19 protein-coding genes are annotated in these 17,225 nt (G+C 53.2%); 14 read left to right on the plus strand and 5 right to left on the minus strand.

The features are described from left to right. The first annotated feature begins 102 nt into the window (after positions 1–102). The 12 genes from H8K47_RS00470 to H8K47_RS00525 all read left to right on the plus strand — a co-directional run bounded on the left by H8K47_RS00470 (position 103) and on the right by H8K47_RS00525 (position 10,854). Positions 103–477: a hypothetical protein gene (locus tag H8K47_RS00470; protein WP_186879469.1), complete on the plus strand. Its 375-nt coding sequence runs from the start codon at positions 103–105 to the stop codon at positions 475–477. Positions 478–602: 125 nt separating this feature from the next. Next, the gene (locus H8K47_RS00475; RefSeq protein ID WP_186879470.1) at positions 603–947 is read left to right on the plus strand and encodes a DUF1840 domain-containing protein; all 345 of its coding nucleotides are present in this window, start codon (positions 603–605) and stop codon (positions 945–947) included. A gap of 4 nt (positions 948–951) precedes the next feature. Next, positions 952–1,821 carry an alpha/beta hydrolase gene (locus H8K47_RS00480; RefSeq protein WP_186879471.1) on the plus strand — a complete coding sequence of 290 codons (870 nt, stop codon included), beginning with the start codon at positions 952–954 and terminating at the stop codon, positions 1,819–1,821. A 175-nt stretch (positions 1,822–1,996) separates the two neighbouring features. Next, positions 1,997–3,394 (plus strand): 16S rRNA (cytosine(967)-C(5))-methyltransferase RsmB, encoded by a 1,398-nt coding sequence (gene rsmB / locus H8K47_RS00485; protein ID WP_186879472.1) that lies wholly within the window; start codon positions 1,997–1,999, stop codon positions 3,392–3,394. A gap of 54 nt (positions 3,395–3,448) precedes the next feature. After that, positions 3,449–4,036, plus strand: coding sequence for a DUF4390 domain-containing protein (locus H8K47_RS00490; RefSeq protein ID WP_186879473.1), 588 nt, complete (start codon positions 3,449–3,451; stop codon positions 4,034–4,036). Then, the gene (locus tag H8K47_RS00495) at positions 4,033–6,378 is read left to right on the plus strand and encodes a sensor histidine kinase (protein WP_186879474.1); all 2,346 of its coding nucleotides are present in this window, start codon (positions 4,033–4,035) and stop codon (positions 6,376–6,378) included. Before H8K47_RS00490 ends, H8K47_RS00495 begins: the two co-directional genes overlap by 4 nt. Positions 6,379–6,468: 90 nt before the next feature. Further along, a complete protein-coding gene (locus tag H8K47_RS00500) occupies positions 6,469–7,164 on the plus strand; it encodes a response regulator (protein ID WP_186879475.1) in 696 nt (231 codons plus the stop codon). A gap of 1 nt (position 7,165) precedes the next feature. Then, positions 7,166–7,561: a GTPase gene (locus H8K47_RS00505; RefSeq protein WP_186879476.1), complete on the plus strand. Its 396-nt coding sequence runs from the start codon at positions 7,166–7,168 to the stop codon at positions 7,559–7,561. Positions 7,562–7,765: 204 nt separating this feature from the next. Beyond that, the gene (locus tag H8K47_RS00510; protein WP_186879477.1) at positions 7,766–8,023 is read left to right on the plus strand and encodes a BTH_I0359 family protein; all 258 of its coding nucleotides are present in this window, start codon (positions 7,766–7,768) and stop codon (positions 8,021–8,023) included. Between the two features lie 183 nt (positions 8,024–8,206). Further along, positions 8,207–9,085 carry a xanthine dehydrogenase accessory protein XdhC gene (xdhC, locus tag H8K47_RS00515; RefSeq protein WP_186879478.1) on the plus strand — a complete coding sequence of 293 codons (879 nt, stop codon included), beginning with the start codon at positions 8,207–8,209 and terminating at the stop codon, positions 9,083–9,085. Beyond that, entirely contained in the window at positions 9,082–10,113 is a 1,032-nt protein-coding gene (locus H8K47_RS00520) for an adenosine deaminase (protein WP_186879479.1), read from the plus strand. Before xdhC ends, H8K47_RS00520 begins: the two co-directional genes overlap by 4 nt. Positions 10,114–10,323: 210 nt before the next feature. After that, a complete protein-coding gene (locus tag H8K47_RS00525) occupies positions 10,324–10,854 on the plus strand; it encodes a DUF6985 domain-containing protein (protein ID WP_186879480.1) in 531 nt (176 codons plus the stop codon). Position 10,855: 1 nt separating this feature from the next. On the opposite strand, the gene H8K47_RS00530 is transcribed toward H8K47_RS00525, so the two are convergent. From H8K47_RS00530 to H8K47_RS00550, 5 genes are all read right to left on the minus strand, one after another. Continuing rightward, positions 10,856–11,704 (minus strand): hypothetical protein, encoded by an 849-nt coding sequence (locus H8K47_RS00530; RefSeq protein ID WP_186879481.1) that lies wholly within the window; start codon positions 11,702–11,704, stop codon positions 10,856–10,858. A gap of 150 nt (positions 11,705–11,854) precedes the next feature. After that, a complete protein-coding gene (locus tag H8K47_RS00535) occupies positions 11,855–12,946 on the minus strand; it encodes a porin (protein ID WP_186879482.1) in 1,092 nt (363 codons plus the stop codon). A 182-nt stretch (positions 12,947–13,128) separates the two neighbouring features. Next, the gene (gene uraD, locus H8K47_RS00540; RefSeq protein ID WP_186879483.1) at positions 13,129–13,656 is read right to left on the minus strand and encodes a 2-oxo-4-hydroxy-4-carboxy-5-ureidoimidazoline decarboxylase; all 528 of its coding nucleotides are present in this window, start codon (positions 13,654–13,656) and stop codon (positions 13,129–13,131) included. A gap of 2 nt (positions 13,657–13,658) precedes the next feature. Beyond that, complete coding sequence (gene puuE, locus H8K47_RS00545; protein WP_186879484.1) at positions 13,659–14,612, minus strand: allantoinase PuuE; 954 nt, start codon at positions 14,610–14,612, stop codon at positions 13,659–13,661. Next, positions 14,609–15,334, minus strand: coding sequence for a GntR family transcriptional regulator (locus H8K47_RS00550; RefSeq protein WP_230410125.1), 726 nt, complete (start codon positions 15,332–15,334; stop codon positions 14,609–14,611). Before H8K47_RS00550 ends, puuE begins: the two co-directional genes overlap by 4 nt. A gap of 259 nt (positions 15,335–15,593) precedes the next feature. On the opposite strand from H8K47_RS00550, the gene uraH reads away from it, so the two are divergent. Further along, on the plus strand, positions 15,594–15,959 hold the full coding sequence (gene uraH, locus H8K47_RS00555; RefSeq protein ID WP_186879486.1) for a hydroxyisourate hydrolase: 366 nt from the start codon (positions 15,594–15,596) through the stop codon (positions 15,957–15,959). Positions 15,960–15,997: 38 nt separating this feature from the next. Next, positions 15,998–17,218 carry a urate hydroxylase PuuD gene (locus H8K47_RS00560; RefSeq protein WP_186879487.1) on the plus strand — a complete coding sequence of 407 codons (1,221 nt, stop codon included), beginning with the start codon at positions 15,998–16,000 and terminating at the stop codon, positions 17,216–17,218. Positions 17,219–17,225: the final 7 nt, after the last annotated feature.

A 17,225-nucleotide genomic window follows, 5' to 3' on the forward strand; every position in this document is an offset into this window, starting at 1 on the left:
CTCAGCCTGCTGCTGTGCGCATGCAGCCCACGCTTCGACTGGCGCGAGGTAAGGGGCAGCGAGCCGCCTTACCAAGTACTCATGCCAGCAAAGCCAGCATCGATGTCCCGAGCAGTCCAGTTGGCAGGTCAACAGTTAACGATGCATATGCTGGCGGCTGAAGCCGGGCAAATCAGCTTTGCCGTTGGCAGTGTTCAGGTGGCAGACCCCGGACAAGCCGGACTCGTTGCCAAAGCAATGCGCGAAGGGATGCTGGCTAATCTGCGCGCAAAACCCGAACAGATACAAACACTGACTGACGGTCATATCATCGTCAGCGGCAGCAGCCCACAAGGTCAGCCATTAAAGATGGCAGCACGCTTCATCATTGATGGAACATGGGTGTATCAACTCGTCGCGATCGGGCCTGAACAGGCTTTACAGGACGACATAGCAGACAATTTTTTGCAATCTTTCAAAGCGAATAAAACGAAATGAAACTTTCGTGCGCAGAATTCGGATTATGATAGAAGTGCCTGCACTTTATGTACTGTTGGCAATTCTGTGTCATAGTAAGTCGCGCAGAATGAAATGATTCCATCCCCAATCAAGGAGAAACAACCATGCTGATCACATTCAAATCAAAAGCGGCAAGCGAGATCACCATGTATAAAGAGCATGCCAAACGCATACTCGAAATCCTGCAAAAAGATGTGGAGCGCGGCGTAATTACGGCCGCCGAGCTACCGCATGCGATAGAAAAAATTGAAGCCGCCGTCGCCGACAGCAAAGCGCATCCTATTTCCGATGAAGTCAGCCGCGATGTGAATGCCCACCATAATGCCAACGGTGATGATAATGAACACGAGAAGCCCGAGCCTGTGAGCTTCGCCACCCGGGTCTACCCGGTACTCGAAATGCTACACGCCGCCCATAAAATGCAGCGAGAGGTCATGTGGGGAGTATGAGCGCATGAGCGCCCATATCGAACAAACCCGGGAATGGGAATACATCAGTGCTGATGGTATTCCCTTATTCATCAGGGACTGGCTGGGACCGCATGCAGGCAGCACGCAGGATCAAGGCGTGCTGATCATGCATGGCATTGGTGAACATTGTGGTCGCTATGCGCATCTGGCGCGTTTTTTTAACCAATTAGGATTCAGCGTCAGAACCTACGATCACCGTGGACATGGGCAATCCGGCGGAAAGCGCGGCGATGTGCCCGACAGCCTGCGCATCCTGCAGGACGCGCAGGCTGTGTTGAAGGACTTCCGTACCCATTTGAGCGATGACCCGCTGCTGTTCGGGCATAGTATGGGCGGCCTGTTCGCAGCCCGGCTGGCAACTGGTAATCTGGTCAAGATACGCGCATTGATCCTCTCCTCACCGGCGCTGGCGATACGGATCAACCGTGCACAACAACTGCTGGCCGCAATCGCGCTCCGGCTGTTTCCAGGCTTTCCGGTGCCGAACGGACTGCATACCCGGTATCTGAGCCACGATGCTGAGGCAGTGCGTGCCTATGAAAACGACCGTCTGGTTCATGGTGGTATCAGTGCACGGCTGCTGCATTGCATGTTGGATGCCATGCAGGCCAGTCATGCGCAGGCGGCCAGCCTGACGATCCCGGTACTACTGCAATTTGCCGGTGATGATCATCTGGTTGACCCGACAGGCAGTCTGCGCTTTGCCAGCCGACTACCCGCCAGCTTATTGAGCATGCATCAGTATGCGGGGCTGTACCATGAAATTTACAATGAACTCGATGCCACGACTGTATTTGATGACCTGCGCAGCTGGATGGAGCAACAACAAATCACGCCGACTGAGGCTCGCTGAATCCTGCATGCTGCGCTGGTGCTGATGGGCTGATCAACACCGCAACAGCCCCGGTTCAGCGTATGAGCAGACCGATTTCCGTCAACTGGACTGAATCTGTCATAGCGGTACTACGATGCTCACTGTTACACTAGGGGCTGTTTACATCATGCCTGAAACCGGTATTCACCTATATATGCAAGATCAACCAAGAAAAACCCTGACCAAACCCAGCCGCCCTGCGAGCGCCAAACCCTTGGAAAACAGCATACCGCTGCTGGACATCAAACCGGATTCACTGGCTTTCAGCCTAGCCGGTGCGGCCCAGGCCGTCGCCTATGTGCTGGAAGGTACTGCATTGCCGCAAGCCCTCAGCAAGGTATTTGTGCAAACCGATGCGCAGCCTCAGGCACGCGGTGCGATTCAGGATATTTCTTACCGTACCATGCGTCAGGTAGGCAAAGTCGATGCGTTGCTCAAGGCCATGACCAATAAAACGCCGGAACCTGCTTTGCTGTACGGCTTGTTATGCTGCGCACTGACTTTATTGGTGCGCAATGAAGGAGAAGAGGCTCCCTACGAGGATTTTGTGGTGGTTGATCAGGCAGTCAATGCGGCCAGTTCAAACTCGCACATGGTATTTGCCAAGGGCATGGTCAACGCGGTGCTGCGTCGCTATCTGCGTGAAAAAGACGAATTACTGAAGTTGGTCAGTAAGCAACCGGCAGCGGTCTGGAATTATCCGCAATGGTGGGTCGATCAGACCAAAGCCGCCTGGCCGCAGGACTGGCAAACCATACTCAAAGCAGGCAATGTCGCTCCACCCATGACGCTGCGCGTGAATCAGCGTCAAACCAACCCTCAGGCCTATCTGGCCCTGCTGGCAGAACACGGTATCGCCGCCAGTCAGATTGGCCCGGTCGCGATCAAATTGAAGAAACCGATGCCGGTGCAGTTGATCCCTGGCTTTGAAGACGGCATGGTGTCAGTACAGGATGCCGCTGCCCAGCTGGCTGCCCCTTTGCTCGACATCGCACCCGGTATGCGGGTATTGGATGCCTGTGCGGCACCGGGTGGTAAAACCGGGCATTTACTGGAACTGGCAGATATCGACTTACTGGCACTGGATGTCGATCCGGTGCGGATAGAGAAAATCCATAATAATCTGGCCCGTCTGAAGTTATTCGGCACCATAAAAGATGGTGATGCAAGCCGCTCCGGCTGGTGGGACAGAAAACCGTTCGACCGTATCCTGGCCGACGTACCGTGTACCGCATCCGGTGTGGTCAGACGCCATCCTGACAGCCGCTGGTTACGCCGTAAAACCGATACCGCACAACTGGCAGCCTTATCCACCCGTATCCTGGATAATCTGTGGCGCATGCTGGCTCCCGGTGGAAAAATGCTGATGGTAACCTGCTCGGTCTGGCCCGCTGAATCTGAATTGCAGGCGGCCGCCTTTGCTGAACGTCATGCAGCAATCCGTCTGCCTGCGCCTGGTCAGTTATTGCCAAGTTTGGGCAATTCGTCCGATCCGGACAACGAACACGATGGTTTATTCTATGCGCTGTTCCAAAAACCCATGCAAAACTGACGATCTGCACTGCTTCAAGTTATTATTCAGTTCCACAAAATTTTTTCACTTTGCATGCTCCTGAGTCTGAAAGATAAGTTAAGCCGTTTGCTACTGACATGCGTGTTGGCGCTGACGGCTATACTCATTTGTCCCCAGACCCGGGCAGCCGAAGTAGAAATCACTTCAGCCCGGATAGAAACCTCAGACGAGGGGTATAAGCTGTCTGCCAGCTTTGCTTTCGAACTCAGTCACGGACTGGTCGACGCGATTTCCAAAGAAATCCCGCTCTCCTTCACCACCGAAGTGGAGCTGACCCGGCCACGCTGGTACTGGTTCGATGAAAAAACCATACGTGCAGTACAAACCGTACGTATAGGCTATAACCCCTGGACCCGGCAATATACGGCCAGCATCAACAATGGCTTGCAGCAAAGCTTTCCGACGCTGGAAGAAGCGATGGCGCTGGTGCTGCGGCCACGACGCTGGGTCGTAGCGGACAAGGGTACACTGACCACTGGTGCAGTCTATAACGTGGCGGTCAAACTGAAACTCGATCTCAGTTATCTGCCCAAGACTTTTCTGATTACCTCAATCAATAACAGCGACTGGCGCTTCTCCTCGGATTGGAAACGCTTTACTTTCAAGGCTGAAGACAAGTGACAAGATTTTTGCGGTATGCCTTAATCATAGGCGGGGCTCTGATGAGTATCCTGCTGTTTTTACTGACCACCGCATCGGAGAATTCCGCGCGTTTTGAGCAGTATTATGGCTGGTTACTGGCCTCCAATGCAGTCGTCGCCCTGGCGCTGCTGGCACTGATTGTCGCCTTGTTGTGGCGTTTGTTCAGCCGCTTCCGCAGCCGTGAATTTGGCTCGCGCCTGATGACCAGACTAGTATTGTTGTTTGCGCTGGTTGGTATTTTGCCGGGCTCGGTGATCTACATGGTATCCGTCACTTTTGTGTCGCGCTCGATTGAATCCTGGTTCGACGTCAAGGTCGAATCTGCACTCGATTCCGGAAAAAATCTGGGTCTGAGCGCAATGGATTTCCTGCTGGCGGATCTGCAGTCCAAAGCACGCGACATGGCCAGCGAATTATCCACACCATCCGAAACACCCCTCAGCATCCATCTGTCACGCCTGCGTGAACGGGCACAGGTACAGGAAGCCACGATCGTCAACAGCCGTGGCCGTGTCGTCACCAGTGCGACCCAAAATGTCGCCAGCCTGGTGCCGGAATTACCGACCGCGGACATGATACGACAAGCCAGAAACAGCCGTATGTATGCGGCAATAGACGAAAAAATTCTGGCCAGCGAAAATAGCGACAACAACGAAACCAATGGTGCGAAGCGGCCTATCCTGGCACAGGAACCCGCCAAGACCTTACGTACCCGGGTCGTAATCCAGTTGCAGAACAACGACATGGCTTTGTCCATGAATCGAGAAACCTACTTCCTGCAACTGATACAAGCTGTCCCTGAAAATATAGCGCGCCATGCTGAAGCCCTGCGCAATGCCACCAGTGAATATCAGGTGCGCTCACTTGGCCGTAACAGCCTGAAGACCATGTACATTTTCACGCTGACACTGACGCTGCTGCTGGCAATATTTGCAGCGATCACCAGTGCCTTCCTGATTTCCGGTGAACTGGCACGCCCTTTATTATTGCTGGCCGAAGGTACCAAAGCGGTCACTGAAGGGAATTTCTCACCGCGTCCTATCGTTGCCAGCTCCGATGAACTGGGTAGTCTGACCCAGTCATTTAACACCATGACACGTCAGCTGTTCGATGCCCGATCTGCTGTAGAAAAAAACCGCGCAGAACTGGAAAACGCGAAAGCCTATCTGGAATCCGTACTCGCGAATATGTCAGCGGGTGTGATGGTACTCGATCAATCGGGCAAACTGGTAACCTGTAATGAATCGGTAGAGCGCATATTACAGCGTCCGCTGGAGAGCGAGATCGGTAAGCCGTTTACCGAGATCAGTGGCATGCAAACATTTGCCGAAGCGATCGATAAGGCATTCTCAGAGCAGCATGCGCAAACTGCGGCCGGTGGCGATTTGCAGGAACAACACTGGCAACAGCAGATAGAAGTGCCGCGCCCTGACGCAGACCCCGAACAGGAAACGGCTGCTGATGCCATGCCTGATCAACAAAAACAAAGCATAACCCTGCTGGCACGCGGCTCACATTTACCGGTTGGCGCAGGCGAAGGCTATGTGATCGTGTTCGATGACATCAGCAATATTATTTCTGCTCAGCGCTCTATCGCCTGGGGGGAAGTGGCACGCCGTTTAGCGCATGAAATCAAAAATCCACTGACACCTATCCAGTTATCAGCCGAGCGTTTGCAAATGAAATTGCAGGATAAACTCGACGAAGCTGACGCAGCAATACTCAATAAAAGCACCACTACCATCGTCAATCAGGTCAGTTCGATGAAGCGTATGGTCGATGATTTCCGTGATTACGCCAGAACACCACCCGCCGTCCTGGCACAACTGGACCTGGGGAATCTCATTGATGAAGTGGTCCATCTGTATCTGGCTGGCGACGGGCGCGATATCATCCGTCTGCAACTCGCATCGGGTCTGCCTAAGATTATGGGTGATGCCACGCAATTGCGTCAGGTCATACACAATTTGCTGCAGAACGCGCAGGATGCCGTGACGGACCAGCCTGATCCAGGTTATCCGCCGCGTATCGATGTGGTGACGGAACTGGTGCGTTATGCAGGCAAAGGAAATGATATGCAGTCCGCCGTCAAACTCTCTATCATCGATAATGGGCCCGGATTTTCCAGCAAAATTCTGGCGCGTGCATTTGAACCATATGCCACCTCCAAACCACGCGGTACCGGTTTAGGGTTGCCTATGGTGAAAAAAATTATCGATGAACATGGAGGCCGAATAGATATTCAAAATCGTGGCGATACAAACGGTGCAAAAGTTGCGATTTTGCTGTTAAAGTTAGCACCGGATACAAATGCAGTATAAAAAAAGCGTGCAGGTCTTCACCTGACATTTCCAACAGAGAAATGCAGGTATAAAAATCAAAAACCACAGGGGCAGTAATAGGGTAAATTTATGGCAAATATTCTGGTCGTAGATGATGAAATGGGGATCCGTGAATTACTCTCGGAGATACTTGGGGATGAAGGACATGTGGTGCAACTCGCGGAAAATGCGCAGCAGGCACGCGCCGCACGACAAGAAGCAAAACCGGATTTAGTCTTGCTCGATATCTGGATGCCAGATACCGACGGCGTCACCTTGCTCAAGGAATGGCAGCGTGATGGTTTGCTCAATATGCCGGTGATCATGATGTCAGGTCATGCGACTATCGATACCGCAGTAGAAGCGACACGTATCGGCGCATTGAATTTCCTGGAAAAACCTATCGCTTTGCAGAAATTACTCAAAGCGGTGCAGCAAGGTTTGACCCGGACACCGGAACCAGTGCGCCCAGCAGCACCGGCCATGCGCGTGATGAATACAGAGCCAGTCAGCACAACGACAAACAACTTTGAGAACCGCAGCTTCAATACGGCGACAGTAGCGCCAGCGGCACCGGTCAATCAATTCGCCAGCCTGTCTTTCGATTTGCCTTTACGTGAAGCGCGTGACGCGTTTGAACGTATTTATTTCGAATATCATCTGCATCGCGAAAGCGGCAGCATGACACGGGTTGCTGAAAAAACCGGACTGGAACGTACCCATCTGTATCGCAAACTGAAACAGTTAGGCGTAGAGTCCGTCAAGTTCGCCAAACGCGGCGAATAATATGCCGCCTGCTTTGACGCTGACGCTGGTTGCCGGTGGCAGCTATGCACAGCGTGAGCAGGTGATAGCAACACTTTGTGAGGCTGACGCAGCATCGTCTGCATCAGCCGCGCCATCAGCCTGCATAGCCGTAGTACTCGAAGGCTTGCCTGCAGGCGATTTGTGCCTGCAGAGTTCCAGTCGCTTGCTGCTACACAGAATCGCGCCAGGTTGTTTTTGTTGTATCGGCAACCTCACGATGAAAGTCACACTGAACCGCTTGCTACGACAACCACTCACCCACCTTTATCTGGCCGTCGCCAGCATTGAACATCTCGACAACATACTACAAACCTTGGCACAACCGCCGTATCAGCAGCGATTTGCTCCCCCCAAGCTGCTCAGACTGGATGTTTAAGCAGTCCATGACTGGACGAAATTGTTGCACATTGTTGCTGACAACCGGCAAAAGCTGGCGAAGTACGCAAAATATTCATACACTGCAAAAGCAGAGGTCGTTCTCTGTAACGCTGTCTGTCACTATCGCTTGAAAATCGCCGTCACCAGCACCATGTCCGGTTTACCAGGAGTGAAGCCTCCACAGCCAGAAAGGATGCCAATTATGAATCTCATTTATAACAGCGACAACTTCAGTGTCATTGAATACGGTGCCGATGCAGATCATGAAGCACTACGCTTTGGTGGCTTTGAAATTACAGACAAAACCGTAAAACGTGAATGGTTTATCGGCGGCCCGTCGGCACTGAATTTCCGCAACGATGTGACCGAGTTGATTGCCGGTGAACCCAGCATGGAAGAAGTAGATGACTTCCTCGGTCAGTACCACGGTCTGGTCACACAAAACGTCTATCTGCACTGATATCCCACCCGCTATAGCCAGCATCACGCTGGCTATATGCTTAACTTCCGGCATCCTGCTATCGTGTTTCTCTACACAGTGATAGAGACTGATGCTCACTGCGGCTGACCAAACTGGTTTCCGCTTTGTGAGTCACGTTTCATACGCTATAACTAAGCGACAACACAGCCGGATGGAGTAACCATGCGCAGTGCCCCCGACTATTTGCAAGCCTTGCTGAGACTGACTCCGGCTGATCAGGCCGTGCTGATCACCATCACTGACGCCAAGGGCTCCACCCCGCGCATTAGCGGTACCCGCATGTTAGTCACTGCAGCCGCGCAGTTCGATACCATAGGCGGCGGTCATCTGGAGTGGAAAGCCATCGCCACTGCCAGGCTATGGCTTTCCGAGGCAGGTGCACCCGGCCCGGCTCGCGAGTTACATCTGGCACTGGGCCCCAGTCTGGGTCAGTGTTGCGGTGGCGCGCTGAGCCTGAAACTGGAAAGAACTGATGGCTGGAGTCAAGCCGAATGGCAGCAACAGACAGCGTGCATGCAGCGCGAACGCGCCAACTTGCCGCAGTTGTATCTGTTCGGCGCTGGACACGTCGGTCAGGCACTGGTCAATATTTTACAAGCCATACCCTGTCAGATTACCTGGATCGATGAGCGCGATCATTTGTTCCCTGCTGACCTGCCACCACAAGTGATATGCGAAGCAACAGATACACCGGAAGCACTGATTGCAGCAGCTTCACCGGGTGCCAGCTTTCTGGTCATGACGCACCATCACGGCCTGGATTTACTGCTGACCGAGCACATCTTAAAACGTAGCGATGCTGGCTGGTTTGGCCTGATCGGCTCTCAAACAAAACGCGCGCGTTTCGAACACCGTTTAATCGAACGCGGCATCGCAAGGCAAGACTTATCACGCATGGTTTGTCCTGTCGGACTGCCCGGCATTGAAGGCAAAGAGCCAGGCGTCATTGCGGTCGCTGTTGCTGCACAGTTATTGCAAGTCTGGGCCGCGCGCCCTACACTCTCGCCCTTGACCCCTCAGCTGATTCAGGACGCACGATGAGTACAGAACTCCACCAATTTATCCGTGGCTTGCCTAAAGCCGAACTGCATTTACATATAGAAGGTTCGCTGGAACCGGAAATGATGTTTGCACTGGCCCAGAAAAATGGCGTCAAGTTGCCTTATGCCTCGGTCGCCGAAGTACGCGCCGCCTATCAGTTCAGCGATTTGCAGTCCTTTCTCGACCTGTATTATGCGGGTGCTGCGGTACTGCAGACGGAACAGGATTTTTATGATCTGACCGTCGCTTATATCCAGCGTGCCCTTGCTGACGATGTACGCCACGTCGAATTGTTTTTCGATCCGCAAACCCATACCGCACGCGGTATCGCGATTGAAACCGTGTTTGCGGGCATCGCCGGCGCCTTACGCGATGCCAAAGCAAGGCATGGTTTTTCCGGCAGCATGATACTGTGCTTCCTGCGCCATCTGAGCGAAGAAGATGCCATGTCCACGCTGGAATCCGCGCTACCGCTGCGCGACGCATATGCTGATGTATGGATAGGCGTAGGACTCGATTCATCGGAAGTGGGCAATCCACCGGAAAAATTTGCCCATGTGTTCACGATCGCTCAGGCCATGGGCTTACACGTGGTCGCGCATGCGGGTGAAGAAGGTCCGCCCGCCTACATCCACGGCGCTTTGGATGTACTGCAGGTAGAACGCATCGATCACGGCGTACGTGCAGAAGAAGATCCGGCCTTGATGCAGCAACTGGCCGCCAGCCGCATGCCACTGACAGTCTGCCCTTTATCCAATCTGAAGCTATGCGTAGTCAAGGATTTGCGCGATCACAATCTGGCGCGTATGTTGCGAGCTGGCCTGTGCGTCACGATTAATTCTGACGATCCGTCTTACTTTGGCGGCTATATGAATGACAATTTCATCGCCACTGCCGACGCGCTGGAACTGAGCCGCGCTGAACTACTGCAGATCGCACGTAATGGCTTTGAAGCGGCCTTCGTGAGCGAGCAACAGAAACAAAGCTGGTACGCCGAGCTTGATGCCTATCAAGCCGCACAGGGCTAACAATTTGAGCGGACATAGTGCGGTAACAGGCAGCATCAGCCAGTAATATGCAGCAAAAAACGGCTTGCACTGACGCTGGCGCATCCATGGACTGATACAGCTTAACAAACTGGTGCAGGATAGTCCCCAAGCCGGCTCATGCTTGGTAGAATGCGGCGTTCCGCGGGCATCTGTGCTTCGCGGCTGCTGCAGACTACCGGGGAAATCACTATGCACATCGCTCCATTTGGCACCTTCATCAAAGACGAAGAAAATGACTGGCTGATCAGTCCGCCGCTTGCCTTACCACTGTTTGATCAGGTCGATTGCGAATTTCTGCTGGAAGGCTATGAGACCGATCGTCAGCCTGTTGACTTTGTAAGCGCGATGCAAAATTTTCTGAGTCTGGATCAGACTGCGCTCAAGGTTGCGCAGGATGCGATTTTTCATTACTACCTCGATTGCTCACGGCTGGCCAAAGCAGATGGGCTGGACTGCGTAGAGATCACTGCACCACAAGATGTATGGCAGCACATCCAGCCTGGCTGTGAAGCGCTGGTATGCCGCCGTCAGACCGGCGATCAGGCGGTATATGTACTGTTTGAATGTGACTGCGACTGGAATGACGAAGAAGGCTTACAACTGGTCTTCAAAAACGGTCTGCAGATCAGCAAAGTCGGCCCTTTCGATGACTTCCTGAGTTATGCCGATGTGTACGGTTTGCCTGAGCTGGATAAAGTGCTATACCAAAGCCGTGGCTGATCTAGGGCCTGCCGGTTTTCTTTTTTGGCGCAGTCTGATTTTCCAGCGCTTCACGCAGCTGCGCCAGCGTCGTCCACAATTGTTCTATGCGTTCAGGATGCGTGTGATAGACCGCTTTATTCACTAACAGAAAATATGGTTTTTCTATCAGTGGAATGGGCATGCGTTCTATTTTTCCCGCATAGGGTGGACCTTTCAACAGGCGGTCACCCTCTTCGGAAAATACCGCTGCCACCTGTGCACGCCCCGCCAGCAGCTTACGCATGACCACGTCCACCGTGCCCGGTGTTTCATCAGTCGCGACGCCCAGGTTACTCAGATCCCTGATCACAGAATAGCCGAGCTGCGCGACCACAGGCCCATTCAGATTTGAGAACTGTTTGCCATCCCAATCCACATCCGTACCGCGAACACGGTATAAGGCATACGTACCGTAACGCAGACGACGATTGACATCGAGTTTGCCTTGCGGCGTACCGGGATAATACGCATAAACAGCACGCTCTTCACTGTAACTGCCGTCGACCGCACCTGCGCGCAACCCCATGCTGACGTCACGCAGACAACGCTTCCATGGCAAGGGATCGAGTTGTATGCGCAGATTCAGCTTTTCCTGCGCAATACCCAGAAAACGATTGAGCACACCTCTGCCATTATGCGTAAGCCAGAGTTGGGTGACCGCGGAGTCGTAGCAAAAAGACAGACGCAATGGTTCGGCAGCCCATGCAGCGCGAGACTGCAGCAACACGGCACTACATAGCAGCAGACATGCTTGACGCAACAAACGCCGTGAATAAGGATGAATCAGTATTTTAGCCATGTCGACATTGACAGACAGGAAGGACTTCATGCTGGCTGCGCGGGGTAATCAGTTGGTTTTTTCCATCACTGTACCATAGGGGTAGACCACCAAGGACAACAAAAAGGCCGGGAACTATCCCGGCCTTTTCTATCACTCTGCGTCGCAGGCAGTTGCATGACGCAAATCTGCCTGTCGCGATCAGAACTTGTGACGAATACCTGCGGCTACACTGTTAGCACGATCCGCCGTACTCAGCTTATCGCTCATGACCAATGCGTACACATCGGTACGTTTGGACAGATTGTAGTCATAGCCAGCACTGAATGTATCGCGTTTGAGCTCAGCGCCAACCAGATCGCCACTGCGCTTGGTGTTGGCAAAACTGACCAGAATGTCGCCACCGCCAGCCGGGATTTTTGCGCCCAGCGTATAGGTTTTGTCATCCATACTTTTCGCCACTGCTGTGTCGTTTTTATTTTTGGAGTAAGTTGCATACAGCTTAGCCACTGTCAGGTCATAGCTGGCGCCAACAAAAAAACTTTTTTGATTATTGATCGCCGCGAAATTCACTGGTGCAGCAGTCGCATCGACAATGGCGCCCGGTGTAGGATTGCCGACTTGTACCTGATGGTAGTAGGTACTCAGGGCCAAGGGACCACTGAAATACATCGCATTGAAACCCAGATTTTTGCTGCCGGTATCACCCGCTTTTTCACCAAACTGGTAATGGAAGTTCGCGCTCAGACCATTGATATTTGGGGTCGAATAAATGATTTCATTACTCCAGCCAGAGTCGCCTGCTGCGCTGTTCGCCCAGGTGCGTTTGCCGAAATCACCGCTAGGTACCCAAGTGTGCAATACCAGTGGCGAGAAGCTGAAGGAATCGCCGAAAGGATTGAAAATCACGGTAGGCAGGAAGTTAGGTGCCAGATCGCGACCGATAGAAACACGGCCGAAAGAACCGGACAAAGCCACATTCGCATCACGTGAAAACATGGTATCGCCAAAGAAGCGGCCAGCTGCGCCGGTATCGGCTTGCAGGAAGCTGGTCAGTGCGAATTCCGCCTTGAGACCGCCACCCAGATCTTCCACACCTTTGAAACCCAGCCAGGATGTGGTCATACCGCCACTGTTGACCGAGCTGCGTGCGCCGTTATCGCCGCTGAATTTAACCGAACCGGCATACACATCGACCAGACCTTGTACTGTTACATTGGATTGTGCCATTGCGCTGCCAGCCAACAGGCAGGATCCGATTGCCAACACCAGAGATTTTTTTGCAAATTGCATAGGTTTTCCTTTAAAGAGTGAAAACAGAAGTTAAAAATAGAGGACTTACGAAAAATTGTCCCAACAAGGCATGGCGACGCAGGCAGTACGCTGTGTACGACAAGGAGCCATAACGCAGCTGGGGCGGTTTTGCGTAAGTCCTAAAAAATTCTGTGCAGCCAGGCTCCTGTATCAAACCGAACTCAGTCGACCGATATCAGGTCAGCCAGCCGGAATGCGGCGATCCTGGCGATCTGCTCTATGCATTCCTGCATTTCCTGCTCCCGTGGAGCCTGTATGCGCTGCGAAAAATGCCGGATGATACTTTGTCTGTCATGCCCGCGTACAGCGATAATGAAAGGAAAACCGAATTTTTTGTTGTAATCGGCATTCAACTGCTGCAATTGCGCGAATTCTTCAGGACTACACTGATTCAAGCCCGCGCCACTTTGTTCCCGCGTGGACTCGGCTGTCAGCTCGCCACGAATGGCAGCTTTGCCAGCCAGTTCAGGATGGGCCTGTATCAGGGTCAGGCGTGCGGTCTCACTGGCAGCGCGGACTGCAGCTGCCATCGCGACATGTAAATCCCTCACGCTGGCAAACGGACGTTGTGGCAGCACCGCTTCCGCAACCCAGGGTGAATGTTCAAAAATACTACCCAGAATGCGCACAAATTCTGCCGGTTCAGCTTGATTCAGCGTGTGCAGACTGATGACTGGTACTTGACTCATACTTACTTACCTTTGTCAGACGAATACGGATGCTGCTGCATCCAGTGTTGCGCGATATCGATACGGCGGCAAATCCAGACTTGCTCATGCGCCTGCACATAGTCGAGGAAACGTTGCAAGGCACGGAAACGGCCGGGTCTGCCTAATAAACGGCAATGCATACCGACAGACAGCATTTTGGGCGCATTGTCACCCGCCGGATCACCTTCCGCGTACAACACATCAAAACTGTCTTTCAAATACTGGAAAAAATGATCTCCGGTATTGAAGCCCTGCGGTGTGGCAAAGCGCATGTCATTGCTGTCCAGCGTATACGGCACCACCAAATGCGCTTTGCGCTCGCCCTGGCTGGTTTCGACCTCGGTCCAGAATGGTAAATCATCACCGTAATAATCGGCATCGTAAGCAAAACCGCCATGTTCCACCACCAGCCTGCGCGTATTCGGCGAATCGCGTCCGGTGTACCAGCCCAGCGGCGCCTGGCCGGTCAGCTCACGCAGTATCTCCACCGCTTGCTGCATATGGACGCGCTCGGTGGTGTCATCCATGTGCTGATAATGTATCCAGCGCAAACCATGGCAGGCGATTTCATGGCCGAGTTCAGCAAACGCCTGAGTCAGTTCCGGATGGCGCTGCAAGGCCATGGCGACACCAAACACGGTCAGCGGCAACTGACGCTTTTCAAATTCACGCAAAATGCGCCAGACCCCTGCACGTGAGCCGTATTCATAGATCGACTCCATCGACATATGACGTGCTTCATACGCAGCAGCGCCAACGATTTCCGACAAAAACTGCTCTGAAGCGGCATCGCCATGCAGCACACAGTTTTCGCCACCTTCTTCGTAATTCAGGACAAACTGCACGGCGATTCTGGCCTGTCCCGGCCAGTTAGCATGCGGGACATCGCGGCCATAGCCGATCAGATCACGTGGGTAAGTGACGGTAGTCTTCATTTCTGGATTTTCCGGGGTTTCAGTGCGGCTTTCAGATCAAAACCCTTGCCAGCATTTTTCGGGGTACGACATGCGCATTGATGCAAATGTTGTGCCATTTCTGACAGGGCAGTTTTTTTATCTTTTTTCTCCAGTGCTTCCACGACCCGCAAATGTTCGTCGAAAGAGCAGGGACGGGTAGCTGGCACTTCCTGGCTGGAAATCAGCAAGGTCGTACGTGAGACCAGGCGGCGCAGCATATCGACCAGCAAATCATTGCCTGACAAGCGCGCCAGCTCGATATGGAAGTCGGCCGATAAGCGTATCCAGAGCGGGCGATCGCCCTGCTCATAGGCCAGGCGCTCGCGCTCCACCATCTGCCGCAATGGCCGGATAGCCTCAGGTGAGGCATGTTGCAAGGCTTTTTCCAGCGCCAGTTGCTCCAGTGACTGACGCAACTCGAACATATCCTGCGCTTCTTTTTCACCCGGACTCGCAATAAATGCACCACGGTTGGGCTCCAGATCGACCAGTCCATCATGCGCGAGCTGGCCCAGCACCTTGCGCACGCCATGTCTGGCCATGTCATAAATCTGGCTCAGAGATTGCTCTGTGAGTTTGGTACGTGCAGGCAGGCGATGATCCATGATGGCGTCATAGATATCGCGATACATACGTTGTTCTTTGTCGTTGCCGCTTTCAGTGACGACGCTGAGCCTGGAGATAGGTTTAGTAGCAGACATAATTTTCAACATCAGAATTTGTGCTTATTTAAGCACGATTGTCGACAATTTTAATATACTCTGACCTGATAAATTTCAAACCCTGTGGTAAAAGCCCGCCAAACCGCTGTATTTAAGGGTTTTGTTTGACATGCTTAAATTCAAAAGTTTAAGATTGTCGACAATTTCTCAAAGATCAACCAGATATGCCGCCGCATCATCATTCAGCATTCAGCAAAGTGGCAGGCTGGTGACTCACCACATTTCAGGAAGGAAGCATATGGGATCACACACCGGACGGCTGACCACGCATGTGCTCGATACCGCCCATGGCAAACCCGGACGCGGCATAGCTGTGCACTTATACCGCCCGCATGCAGAGGGCAGGACGCTGATCTGCAGCCGCCTCACTAATGCCGACGGACGTTGTGACCAGCCCTTGCTGGAAGCGGACATGATGGAAAGCGGCACCTATGAACTGGACTTTGATATCGGCAGTTATTTTGCCGCGCTGGGCACGGACTTGCCGGAACCGGCTTTTCTGAACATCGTCACGCTGCGCTTTGCGATTGCCGACGCCAACGCGCATTACCACGTGCCTCTGGTCTGCACGCCCTGGTCTTACTCGACCTATCGCGGCAGCTGAGCCCTCAGGCTGCACGCCCCGACCCTTAAGGACGTTTCATGGAAGCATATTTGTTAGATTGGGCCAATCTCTTGCTGCGCTGGCTGCATGTCATCGTTGCGATTGCATGGATAGGCTCTTCGTTTTATTTTGTGTGGCTGGATAATCATCTGACCGCACCACTCGATCCGCAACTGAAAGACAAAGGCGTGGGCGGTGAATTGTGGGCCGTGCATGGCGGTGGTTTTTATAATCCGCAAAAATATCTGGGCGCGCCACCGCGTCTGCCGGAGCAGCTGCACTGGTTTTACTGGGAATCGTACAGCACCTGGTTATCCGGTTTTTCGCTGTTCCTGCTGGTCTATATCTTCAATGCGCGTAGCTATCTGATCGATCCTGCGGTGGCGCAACTGAGCCCGGCACTGGCCATCACGGCGGCCTTCGCTTTTCTGGTGGTGGGTTGGCTGGTGTATGACGCGCTATGCCGTTTGCTAGGGAAAAAAGAGCAATTACTGTCGATACTGATCGTGGCACTGGTGGTGCTGGCAGCCTGGAGCGCCTGCCATCTGTTTTCGGGGCGCGCTGCATTTCTGATCATCGGTGCCATGATGGCCAGCATCATGAGCGCTAATGTGTTTTTCTGGATTATTCCCGGCCAGCGCAAAGTGGTTGCCGCCATGCGCGCCGGTGACCCTGTCGATCCGGTACACGGACAACGAGGCAAACAGCGCAGTGTGCACAATACCTACTTCACCTTGCCAGTGTTATTCGCCATGCTGTCGAATCATTACAGCATGACTTACAGCGCACAGCACAACTGGCTGGTATTAGTCGTGATCATGCTGGCTGGCGTACTGGTGCGTCAGTATTTTATCCTGCGCCACAAAGGAAAAAATCAGCTGGCTTATCCGCTGATCGCCATCGCGCTGCTGGCAGCGAATGCGGCCTGGATAGCACCGCGTCCAGTCAGCGCACCGGCTACGGCCACGACAGAAAATGGGGCAGCTACGGGGGCAGCTGCGGTCACGCTGGCTCAGGTGCAGGGCGTGATTCAGGCGCGCTGCGTGCAATGTCATTCCAGCCATCCAACTATGATGGACAGCCCAGCCAAAGGCTTGCTGCTGGAAACGCCGGAACAGATACAAGCCAAAGCGCAACTGATTTACCAGCAGGTGGCACAGCAAAAACTGATGCCGCTCGGCAATCTCACTCAAATCACTGAACAAGAACGTGCGCTGATTGCCCATTGGGCAGAGCAGCGGCCTGCAACGCAACCTTAAGGAATTT

Origin of the sequence: Cognatundibacterium rugosum (assembly GCF_014284365.1) — a bacterium.
In the GTDB taxonomy this organism is placed as follows: domain Bacteria; phylum Pseudomonadota; class Gammaproteobacteria; order Burkholderiales; family Burkholderiaceae_D; genus Undibacterium; species Undibacterium rugosum.